At 40.5% G+C, this 10328-nt stretch carries 12 protein-coding genes, 10 tRNA genes and 1 rRNA gene; 22 read left to right on the forward strand and 1 reads right to left on the reverse strand.

From position 1 onward, the window contains the following. The first annotated feature begins 1 nt into the window (after position 1). From MLE14_RS18135 to MLE14_RS18185, 10 genes are all read left to right on the forward strand, one after another. A complete protein-coding gene (locus tag MLE14_RS18135; protein ID WP_097160033.1) occupies positions 2 to 352 on the forward strand; it encodes a type II toxin-antitoxin system PemK/MazF family toxin in 351 nt (116 codons plus the stop codon). Between the two features lie 318 nt (positions 353 to 670). Beyond that, entirely contained in the window at positions 671 to 1498 is an 828-nt protein-coding gene (locus MLE14_RS22510; RefSeq protein ID WP_279326321.1) for an STAS domain-containing protein, read from the forward strand. Beyond that, positions 1495 to 1851: an STAS domain-containing protein gene (locus MLE14_RS18150; protein WP_097160035.1), complete on the forward strand. Its 357-nt coding sequence runs from the start codon at positions 1495 to 1497 to the stop codon at positions 1849 to 1851. The genes MLE14_RS22510 and MLE14_RS18150 overlap by 4 nt, the downstream gene beginning before the upstream one ends. A 3-nt stretch (positions 1852 to 1854) precedes the next feature. Further along, positions 1855 to 2256: an anti-sigma regulatory factor gene (locus tag MLE14_RS18155; RefSeq protein WP_243299859.1), complete on the forward strand. Its 402-nt coding sequence runs from the start codon at positions 1855 to 1857 to the stop codon at positions 2254 to 2256. A gap of 11 nt (positions 2257 to 2267) precedes the next feature. Further along, positions 2268 to 3278, forward strand: a complete 1011-nt coding sequence (locus MLE14_RS18160; RefSeq protein WP_243299860.1) for a PP2C family protein-serine/threonine phosphatase — start codon at positions 2268 to 2270, stop codon at positions 3276 to 3278. 56 nt (positions 3279 to 3334) lie between these two features. Then, a complete protein-coding gene (locus MLE14_RS18165) occupies positions 3335 to 3667 on the forward strand; it encodes an anti-sigma factor antagonist (RefSeq protein ID WP_243299861.1) in 333 nt (110 codons plus the stop codon). Beyond that, positions 3664 to 4143, forward strand: coding sequence for an anti-sigma B factor RsbW (gene rsbW / locus MLE14_RS18170; protein WP_243299862.1), 480 nt, complete (start codon positions 3664 to 3666; stop codon positions 4141 to 4143). The genes MLE14_RS18165 and rsbW overlap by 4 nt, the downstream gene beginning before the upstream one ends. Beyond that, complete coding sequence (gene sigB / locus MLE14_RS18175) at positions 4121 to 4906, forward strand: RNA polymerase sigma factor SigB (RefSeq protein ID WP_243299864.1); 786 nt, start codon at positions 4121 to 4123, stop codon at positions 4904 to 4906. The genes rsbW and sigB overlap by 23 nt, the downstream gene beginning before the upstream one ends. A gap of 6 nt (positions 4907 to 4912) precedes the next feature. Next, on the forward strand, positions 4913 to 5506 hold the full coding sequence (locus MLE14_RS18180; protein ID WP_243299866.1) for a SpoIIE family protein phosphatase: 594 nt from the start codon (positions 4913 to 4915) through the stop codon (positions 5504 to 5506). Between the two features lie 163 nt (positions 5507 to 5669). Then, entirely contained in the window at positions 5670 to 7841 is a 2172-nt protein-coding gene (locus tag MLE14_RS18185) for a Tex family protein (protein ID WP_390629167.1), read from the forward strand. Between the two features lie 146 nt (positions 7842 to 7987). On the opposite strand, the gene cmpA is transcribed toward MLE14_RS18185, so the two are convergent. Continuing rightward, on the reverse strand, positions 7988 to 8110 hold the full coding sequence (cmpA, locus tag MLE14_RS18190) for a cortex morphogenetic protein CmpA (RefSeq protein ID WP_243299868.1): 123 nt from the start codon (positions 8108 to 8110) through the stop codon (positions 7988 to 7990). A gap of 111 nt (positions 8111 to 8221) precedes the next feature. Here cmpA and MLE14_RS18195 point away from each other — a divergent pair, with 111 nt between their 5' ends. The 12 genes from MLE14_RS18195 to MLE14_RS18250 form a co-directional block, all read left to right on the forward strand. Further along, positions 8222 to 8686 carry a SprT family protein gene (locus MLE14_RS18195; RefSeq protein WP_243299869.1) on the forward strand — a complete coding sequence of 155 codons (465 nt, stop codon included), beginning with the start codon at positions 8222 to 8224 and terminating at the stop codon, positions 8684 to 8686. Positions 8687 to 8864: 178 nt separating this feature from the next. Continuing rightward, positions 8865 to 8939 (forward strand) — tRNA-Asn (locus tag MLE14_RS18200). Between the two features lie 13 nt (positions 8940 to 8952). Beyond that, positions 8953 to 9043 (forward strand) — tRNA-Ser (locus MLE14_RS18205). Positions 9044 to 9059: 16 nt separating this feature from the next. Next, positions 9060 to 9131, forward strand: a tRNA-Glu gene (locus MLE14_RS18210). 38 nt (positions 9132 to 9169) lie between these two features. Next, positions 9170 to 9246 (forward strand) — tRNA-Asp (locus tag MLE14_RS18215). A 54-nt stretch (positions 9247 to 9300) separates the two neighbouring features. Beyond that, a tRNA-Gln gene (locus MLE14_RS18220) sits at positions 9301 to 9375 on the forward strand. A gap of 11 nt (positions 9376 to 9386) precedes the next feature. Continuing rightward, positions 9387 to 9472 (forward strand) — tRNA-Leu (locus MLE14_RS18225). A gap of 67 nt (positions 9473 to 9539) precedes the next feature. Then, positions 9540 to 9626: transfer RNA gene (locus MLE14_RS18230), tRNA-Leu, on the forward strand. 3 nt (positions 9627 to 9629) lie between these two features. Further along, positions 9630 to 9706, forward strand: a tRNA-Arg gene (locus MLE14_RS18235). A gap of 26 nt (positions 9707 to 9732) precedes the next feature. Beyond that, positions 9733 to 9806: transfer RNA gene (locus tag MLE14_RS18240), tRNA-Pro, on the forward strand. 51 nt (positions 9807 to 9857) lie between these two features. Then, positions 9858 to 9931: transfer RNA gene (locus tag MLE14_RS18245), tRNA-Gly, on the forward strand. 195 nt (positions 9932 to 10126) lie between these two features. Then, positions 10127 to 10328, forward strand: a 16S ribosomal RNA gene (locus tag MLE14_RS18250); the annotation flags it as partial.

Genomic DNA, 10328 nt, shown 5'->3' on the forward strand with positions numbered 1-10328 from the left:
TTTGATTGTGAAGCGTGGCGACGTATATTTTGCTGACCTTTCCCCTGTCGTTGGTTCTGAACAAGGTGGAGTAAGACCTGTACTCATTATCCAGAACGATATCGGGAATCGGTTTAGCCCCACTGTGATAGTCGCGGCGATAACAGCACAAATTCAAAAAGCAAAGCTCCCAACTCATGTTGAAATTGATGCAGCACGTTACGGTTTTGAACGTGATTCTGTCATTCTGTTAGAACAAATTCGAACAATCGATAAACAGAGATTGACGGATAAGATCACTCATTTAGATGAAGAAATGATGGAAAAAGTGGATGAAGCGCTGCAGATTAGTTTAGGTCTCATTCACTTTTAAAATCAGTGGCGCTCTATTCAGGGCGTTTTTTCATACATATTATAGACTGAATTGCCGTCGCGGCTACCAAATACTGTTTTTATATCAGGTGTTTCTGCCACTCAAGTCAAGCAAGCTAATCAGATTAGCTTGCTTTTTTCCTTTTATGCCCCTCAAGGTGTTATATTCCTTACTAAAATTAAAATACGATATAATAAAGGTAATGAATAGAAAAAATTGCAAACTGCTCATTTATACTACAAACACATCACAATCTTGTTACATCCTGTTACCAGTCAGAGTGGTGAGGGCGATTTGTGGTAAGATAAGGAGGATTTTATGCAAAGTCTCATGATAAGCTTTTTGAATGATAAGAAACAAGAAATAACGGATAGTTGGATGGATAAAATAAGGGATCTCACAGATAAACCCAAAGAAGATGCTGTTTTTGCGCAGGATTTTCAAACAGCTTCAATTGAATTCATCCGGCTTACCTTATCCCATATTATAGAAGATAAAACGACTTCACCAGCAGTCCATCATTTTATTGAAAAAATCTTTCACATGGGCTGGACACTTGAGCAGGTTACAACGGGATTCATCGCTTTTAAAACCACGTTTAATGAATGCTTGGATAAGGCTGGGTTTGCAATAGATGAGCAGCTTGATCTTAATCGTGCATTAGAAGATAAGTTAGTCGCTTTGTATAAAACAATTGTGAATAAATATACAGAAAGATGGGAAAAAACCGTCACTCTTCAAAAAACCGCTCTGCGCGAGCTGTCAGCTCCTTTAATCCCTGTTTTCGAAGGCATTTCTGTCATGCCTTTGATCGGGACAATTGATACTGAGCGGGCGAAACAAATCATGGAAACCTTACTTTCTGGTGTGGTGAAGAATCGCTCAGAAGTGGTGTTAATCGATATAACAGGAGTACCGGTAGTGGATACAATGGTTGCCCATCACCTGATGAAGGTTGCTGAAGCTATTAGTTTAGTAGGTTCAAAATGCATGCTTGTCGGGATTCGGCCCGAAATAGCACAAACCATTATAAATATTGGGATGAAATTAAATAGTATTCTTACAAACAATACCCTGCAAAAAGGGATGGAAAAAGCATTAGAAATGACTAATCGCAAGATAGTGCGATTGGAGGGAAGGGAATGAGAATACCGATTTTAAAGCTCCATGATATTTTGCTAGTGTCGATACAATGGGAGCTAGACGATCAAACGGCTTTACAGTTTCAAGAGGATTTATTGCAGAAAATTCATGAGACAGGTGCTAAAGGCGTTGTAATCGATATTACAGCCATCGACTTTATTGATTCTTTTATTGCCAAGGTACTTGGAGATGTTATTCAAATGTCTAAATTAATGGGAACCCGGGTTGTGATTACGGGAATTCAGCCTGCGGTTGCTATAACGCTTGTTGAGCTTGGTGTTTCCCTAAATGATATTACAACAGCTCTAGATTTTGAGAAAGGTTTGGAGAAACTTAAGCAGGAATTGGGGGATTAGTGTATGGCGAACCAGTCCTATGTTCAAATTGACAATGAATGGGACATTGTAGCGGCTCGCCAGCTAGGGCGTGAACTTGCTAAAGAGATTGGATTTAGTACAGTTGACCAAGCTCGCATCACGACCGCGATAAGTGAATTAGCACGTAACATTTATCTATATGCTGGAAAAGGAACTATCCACCTACAAAAGATTAATAGTGTAGGAAGAGAGGGGCTAAAAATTGTAGCCCAGGATGAAGGACCAGGAATTCCTGATATTAGAAAGGCGATGGAAGACGGTTTTTCGACATCAGGGGGTTTAGGGGCAGGATTACCTGGTGTAAAAAGATTAATGGATTATTTTACGGTTGACTCTGATGTCGGGAAAGGGACGCGCATTGAAGTGATTAAGTGGCTTCGTTAGGAGGAAAAAAGATGGGCTTCCGAGATGATTTAGAGCTGCAATATAAATCGATATTGCAAGATTTCCTAAAAGAACCTACAGAAGCAGCCTTATATCTAGCACAAAATTATAGTAAAAAAGCGATTGAACGAGGAATATCTCCGGAAGAAATCGTTGGTTTTCATAGAAACAGTTTAATTGAATTAATGACAAGCGGCGGCCAAAATTTTATTCGCTCCTTTGATTTATTGATAGAGGTAATGTTGGGATATGGTATTGCTTATCGTGAATACCTGAGCTTGCGCGATAAACAGGCTGAATTTAAAACGGAAATGGAAATTGCCGCGAATGTGCAACAGTCTCTGTTAGACACCGAAATACCTCAAATCGAGTTCTTGGATATTGGGGCTATTAGTGTACCTGCAAGGCATATGAATGGAGATTATTTCCACTTTGTTCATGATGAGACGAATTGTGTTAGTATAGCGATTGCGGATGTTATTGGAAAAGGAATCCCAGCTGCTCTTTGTATGTCGATGATTAAATACGCTATGGATTCTTTGCCTGAGCATCGGCCGGATCCTAGTTATGTGCTAGAAAACCTGAACCGTATTGTAGAAAAAAACGTGGACCCAAGCATGTTTATTACGATGTTCTATGGAATGTATAACCCCAGCACACATAGTTTCACCTATGCTTCTGCTGGACACGAACCGGGGTTTTACTACCATTCCAATGATGATAGGTTTGAAGAACTAGAAGCAAGAGGTTTAATGCTTGGTGTAAACCGTTATACGAAATATAAACAATATGTTAGAACCGTTGAGCCGAATGATATGATCATTCTTTTGTCTGACGGTGTAGCAGAATGCAGGATTGACGATCATTTTATTGAACGGGAAACGCTACTTGCCTCTATGAAAAAATATATGCATTTGCCTGCACAAGAAATGGTGAACCAAATTTATAAAAAACTAGAAAAACTTCAGGACTTTGAACTGCGTGATGATTTTACTTTGATTGTTTTAAAAAGAAAGGTTTGACCTGCAAAAGTAACGGGTAAGGAATAATAGAGAACGCTAAAGAGGGTGGCAAGCTGATGAATATAGCGATCGATGTCAAACAAATGGGTCATCAAGATCACGTTCTAGTTGGCGGTGAGATTGATGCATATACAGCACCAAAATTACGTGAAATTCTATTTCCCTTATCTGAGAAAAAGGGTGTTCATATTATTGTTGATTTAGGGAATGTATCATATATGGATAGTACTGGGCTCGGCGTTTTTGTAGGCGTTTATAAGAATGTCCGATCAAATGATGGGACTCTTTTATTAGTTGGACTATCGGACCGTTTGAAACGGCTGTTTACGATAACGGGCTTAGCTGACATCATGAATATCGAAAGTCGTGCAGAGGGTGGAACCTTATGAATGATAAATATGAATACGTGGAAATGAAGATTCCGTCTAAGCCAGAGTACGTTGGAGTTATTCGCCTGACTCTTTCAGGTATCGCAAGTCGAATGGGTTTTTCTTACGATGAGATTGAGGATTTAAAAATTGCCACAAGCGAAGCTGTAACTAATGCCGTTCAACATGCATATCGGTCGTCTGAAGTCGGAGAAGTTTTAGTTGGGTTTGCCATCTTTACGGACCGTCTGGAGGTTATTGTTTCAGACAAAGGGAAAACGTTCGATTTAGAAAAAGTAAGAGGGGAAACGGGTCCTTACCAGCAGACAAATTCCACAAGTGTAGAGGTATTGCGTGAAGGCGGACTAGGTCTTTATTTAATTGAAACACTAATGGATCATGTTCAAATTCACCAGCAAGATGGGGTGACTGTCCTAATGACGAAGTACCTCGAGGGAGAGCAGGTGGAAAGGGATGCCAGATCAATCTCAACTTAAAACTGTAGAAAAAAGGCAAATCATTAAGTGGATTCACGATTATCAGAAGAAACAAGATGACGAGCCACTAGATCATTTAATGCAGCACTATAAAGCTCTGGTAGAAAGCATCGCAAGGAAATACTCGAAAGGCAGTTCATACCATGAAGATATTGTTCAGGTAGGAATGATAGGATTATTAGGAGCCATTAAGCGGTATGATGAAACATTCAATAAAAGTTTCGAGTCTTTTGCTGTTCCCACTATTATTGGGGAGATTAAAAGGTTTTTGCGTGATCAAACATGGAGTGTACATGTACCGCGAAGAATTAAGGAACTCGGACCTAAAATTAAAGCAGTGGTTGAACAGTTAACGAATGAATTAGAGCGGTCCCCTAAAATTGCGGAAATTGCTAAGATATTAAATGTTGAGGAAGAAGAAGTATTAGAAGCGATGGAAATGGGAAAAAGTTATCAGGCTTTATCAATCGATCGGACAATTGAGGCTGACTCAGATGGAGGAACTGTCACACTTCTTGATTTAGTAGGAAAACCGGATGATGGGTTTGAAAAGGTACAGCAAAAATTAGTACTCGAAAAAGTGCTTCATGTTCTGACAGAACGGGAAAGGCTCATTATTCAATATACATTCTTAGAGAACCTTAGTCAGAAAGAAGCGGGTGAGAAGCTGCATATCTCTCAAATGCATGTTTCCAGGCTGCAGCGCAGAGCCATCAAAAAACTGCAAGAAGCCATAAGTGCAGACTTTCTAGATTCGGAGTGACAAGTCTTGACCCATCTAAAAGATGAACACATTGAATTGTATACTTTTCAATCGAAAAAAGAAGGAAAAAGCTACTGTGGAGACGCTTTTTTTTATTTTTCGGACGAAACTGGATTTTTTGCGATTGTCGCAGATGGGCTGGGCAGCGGCATCTTTGCGAATGAGTCTGCTGAGGCCGCAATTGAGGCTGCTAAACAAAACAGGCAAAACGATGTGGAAACGATTATGAAGGCATGTAATCAAGCGCTGTTAAATAAAAGAGGTGCCGCAGTATCTGTTATAAAAATTGACTATGTAAAAAAAGAGTTTACGTATAGCAGTGTCGGTAATGTTAAATTCTATTTTTTGAAACAAGATGGGACGATTATTTATCCTTTACCTGTCTATGGCTATCTGTCCGGTAAAAATCAATTGTTTATCACACAAACTTATAAGTATGATGTTCCCTCGCGCTTTTTTATCCACACAGATGGTTTACATGAGCTGGCCAGGAAAAAGTATGTCAAAATGAACATTCCTTTGAGCTATATTTACCGGAATTTAATTGAGATTGTCGATAACCGGGACGACACAACATTCCTGATCGGCAGTCTGCATTAAACGTAATCAACATGCCAAGGCTGTAGCAAAGGCCTTGGTTTTTTGATTTGATAAACAGGTGGCGGAGTTAACGCTGCAGTAAAATTTTACTTCAAAGATCAACGAATCAATGAAGAGATTTTTGATACAATGTTAGTATTCATAGTAAATGGAGGTTTTGTATTTGAGCACAGTGAAAGAGCTGGGAACCGACTTATATGAAATAATCGCAAAAGAGTTCAAAGTTCGTGTATCTCAAGTAAAAAGTGTGATGTCACTCATTGAAGAAGGAAATACAGTTCCCTTTATTGCGCGTTATCGGAAGGAAGCAACCGGGTCATTAGACGAGGTCGCGATTCGAGCCATTACGGAAAGGTGGACGTACCTGGACAACTTGGCGAAGCGTAAAGAGGAAGTCATTCGATTAATTGAAGAGCAAAATAAATTAACGCCTGAGCTAAAGGAATCTATTTTAAAATCGAACAAGCTTCAAGAGGTAGAAGATTTATATCGACCTTATAAACAAAAAAGAAGAACCCGCGCAACAGTTGCGAAGGAAAAAGGGTTAGAACCACTTGCGAATTGGATGTTAACATTCCCTGCTGCTGGTGAAGTAGAGGCAGAGGCGTCGCAATATCTATCGGAAGAAAAAGAAATTCTTACTATTGAGGAAGCGATTCAAGGGGCTCAAGATATTATTGCAGAGATGATATCGGATGAAGCCTCTTTACGAAAATGGATTCGTAACGAAACATTCCAGCGTGGCATCATCGAAACAGCTGTCAAGGATCAGGAGAAGGATGAAAAAGGCGTCTATGAAATGTACTACCAATATGAAGAGCCTGTCTCAAAAATTGTTCCCCACCGAATTCTTGCCATTAATCGCGGTGAAAAAGAAGAAATTATTAGAGTGGGAATAAAATCGGATATTGATAAAATTCTTGAACATATCCATAAAGCCTGGGTCAAAGATGACTCCTCCGTTACTGCACCATATGTTAAAGCAGCCGCGGAAGATGGATATAAACGCTTAATTCAGCCTTCCATTGAAAGAGAAATCAGAAATGAACTGACAGAAAAAGCTGAAGAACGGGCGATAAACATTTTCTCTGAGAATCTTAGGAATCTGCTCCTTCAGCCTCCTTTAAAAGGAAGTGTCATGTTAGGAGTTGACCCTGCTTACAGGACCGGATGTAAATTGGCCGTAGTTGATGAAACAGGCAAAGTTCTTTACATAGGGGTAGTCTACCCTCACCCTCCTGTTTCCAAAAAAAATGAAGCGATTGAAAAAGTAAAAAAGGTTATTCAAGATTTTAAGGTTCAAATTATAGCGATTGGGAACGGGACAGCTTCAAGGGAAACAGAACAATTTATCGCTGAATTACTGAAAACACATTCTATTTCAATCCCATACCTTATTGTCAATGAAGCAGGTGCAAGTGTTTACTCAGCATCGGATCTTGCCCGTGAGGAATTTCCTGATCTTCAAGTCGAAGAAAGATCAGCCGTATCGATTGCGCGGCGTGTGCAGGACCCATTAGCAGAGCTTGTTAAAATTGACCCCAAATCTGTGGGTGTAGGTCAATATCAGCATGATGTCCAACAAAAGAAATTAAATGAACGTCTTACATTTGTAGTGGAAACGGTTGTCAACCAGGTTGGAGTTAATGTGAATACAGCCTCTCCTTCCCTTTTGCAATATGTGTCCGGACTTTCAAAAACGGTTGCACAAAATATTGTGAAGCAGCGGGAGAAGGAAGGTAAATTTACATCAAGAGAAGAACTAAAAACGATCCCTAGGCTTGGGGCGAAAACATATGAGCAATGTATTGGATTTTTAAGAATACCTGATGGAGTAAATCCATTAGACAGAACACCCATTCACCCAGAAACCTATTCAGAAGTGGGAATACTTCTGAAGAAGCTTGGGCTAACCGAACAGCATATTGGAACTGAAGAGTTGAAGGAAGCAATCAAGTCTATTTCTATTGAGAATATGGCTGAGGAAATAGGAATTGGAGCTATTACTTTAAAGGATATTTGTGAAGCACTTATTCGTCCTGAGAGGGATCCGCGAGATGATTTGCCAAAACCTATATTAAAAACAGACGTTTTAAAGCTCGAAGATTTAGAAAAAGGAATGGAGCTGCAAGGAACAGTCCGGAATGTAGTGGACTTTGGAGCATTTGTAGATATTGGCGTTAAACAAGATGGATTAGTTCACATATCCAAGCTGAGCCGCCAATTTGTCAAGCATCCGCTTGATGTTGTGTCAGTCGGGGATATTGTTACGGTCTGGGTTGACTCCGTCGATCTTAAGAAAGGCCGTGTAGCTTTAACCATGTTGAAACCGTAATTAATAGAAAAGGGCTGACTTTGGAATAAACTATACCAAGTTGTCAAAAGCGGTATGGTTCCAAAGTTGCCCTGATATAATAAGTAGAAAAGTAAAAGAATAGACTCTCGCTATGTGGCCAAAAAAACAGGTAATCAAACGAATAATTATGAAGACGATTCTCCGAATTTCTTCTGATAGAAAAACCAGCACTGATTTAAAACCTTAATCTGATAGCGATTTTTTTCATAGAATGCTCTCTTCATCTGTTTTTGGAACCAGGTTGGCATCTGTTTTCTCCTCCCGATTCAAAGTAATAAGTAATAAATAATGTATGCTGCTATAAGTTGTCATGTTCCGAGAACTTTCGTTTTCTTAGTAAACTTTTATAGGTGATATCCGTGAATAACAAAGATCTGCAACAGTTAGTTGAAGAAATATCAGACAGCTTCTTCGGAAAACCGTTCTCGCATTCTGCTTTGTTTAATAATCGTCTGCGGACAACTGGTGGAAGATACTTATTAAAGTCGCATAATATAGAGATTAATCCAAAATATTACGATGAATTTGGAATGGAGACACTAGTGGGGATTATCAAACACGAGCTGTGCCACTATCATCTTCATTTAGAGGGAAAGGGATACAAACACCGCGACGCAGATTTTAAAAAGCTTATGAAAAATGTAGGTGCACCTCGATTTTGTCAGCCTTTACCCTTTAAACAGCAAAAACAAACCTTACAATTATATCGCTGTGAAAAATGCGGAAAGTTATATAAAAGAAAGCGGAAAGTGGATACGAAAAAATACGTGTGCGGCATATGCAGGGGAAAATTAATATATATTGGAAGAGATACTTTGCAATAAAATGGCTAAAAAAAGGTTGACATCTGATTATGGTTTTGATATATTATATTCCTGTCTGATGAGAGTAACTTAGAAAGATGTGCCCCTGTATGGTAGATTCTGGGCCATCTTGACAGCTAAATCAGACGTCTTTATAATGTAAAGAGTCGATTAGAAAGACATAGTTTATGATAAATATTCCGCAGTAGCTCAGTGGTAGAGCATTCGGCTGTTAACCGAACGGTCGTAGGTTCGAATCCTACCTGCGGAGCCATTCTTCAATTCTTGGGGAAGTACTCAAGTGGCTGAAGAGGCGCCCCTGCTAAGGGTGTAGGTCGCGTAAGCGGCGCGAGGGTTCAAATCCCTCCTTCTCCGCCAGAAAATAGCCTGACATGGCCCGTTGGTCAAGTGGTTAAGACACCGCCCTTTCACGGCGGTAACACGGGTTCGAATCCCGTACGGGTCACTTTTTATTTTAAATAATGAAAGATTAAATGATATATTGGTCCGGTAGTTCAGTCGGTTAGAATGCCTGCCTGTCACGCAGGAGGTCGCGGGTTCGAGTCCCGTCCGGACCGCCATATTTGTAAAGGTATCGCATCAGTATATATGGAGAAATGATGTTGTTTATTCAATGGGCTATAGCCAAGCGGTAAGGCAACGGACTTTGACTCCGTGATTCGCTGGTTCGAATCCAGCTAGCCCAGCCATTTTTATGTTTGCGGGTGTGGCGGAATTGGCAGACGCGCTAGACTTAGGATCTAGTGTCTTTATGACGTGGGGGTTCAAGTCCCTTCACCCGCACCACTAATTTCCACTTGATTGAATTAGGTAATCTGTGATATGATTATCTTTGTCGCTGCAATTGAATAATGCGGTCGTGGCGGAATGGCAGACGCGCTAGGTTGAGGGCCTAGTGGGGGTTAACCCCGTGGAGGTTCAAGTCCTCTCGGCCGCACCAAAGGCGCCCGTAGCTCAATTGGATAGAGCGTCTGACTACGGATCAGAAGGTTATGGGTTCGACTCCTGTCGGGCGCGCCATATACAGGTTTTTTATTGTTTTATACCGGGGAGTAGCTCAGCTTGGTAGAGCACTTGGTTTGGGACCAAGGGGTCGCAGGTTCGAATCCTGTCTTCCCGATTTGACCTCAGTTTGGGGTTGAAACATTATCGTTATATTTGTCTTGTTAATGCGGGTGTAGTTTAATGGTAAAACCACAGCCTTCCAAGCTGTTGTCGTGGGTTCGATTCCCATCACCCGCTCCAATTTTTGTCTAAAAATTTCGTTGACACAGATTCGATTCTGTGATACTATGAAATCTTGCTCCTTGAACAGAGTTTGTTTGTAGAAGAAATTCTTCATCTCTTTGAAAGGCAGCATGATATATATTGTTCCTTGAAAACTGAACAAAGAAAAGCGTCAACGTTAATTCTATTTTTTTAAGAGCTATATCAAACACTTTTATGGAGAGTTTGATCCTGGCTCAGGACGAACGCTGGCGGCGTGCCTAATACATGCAAGTCGAGCGGACCTGAGGGAGCTTGCTCCCAAAGGTTAGCGGCGGACGGGTGAGTAACACGTGGATAACCTGCCTGTAAGACTGGGATAACTCCGGGAAACCGGGGCTAATACCGGATAGGATTTCGGTTCGCATGAACCGAA

It is taken from the genome of Bacillus litorisediminis (genome assembly GCF_022808645.1).
In the GTDB taxonomy this organism is placed as follows: Bacteria; Bacillota; Bacilli; order Bacillales; family JC228; genus Bacillus_BF; species Bacillus_BF litorisediminis.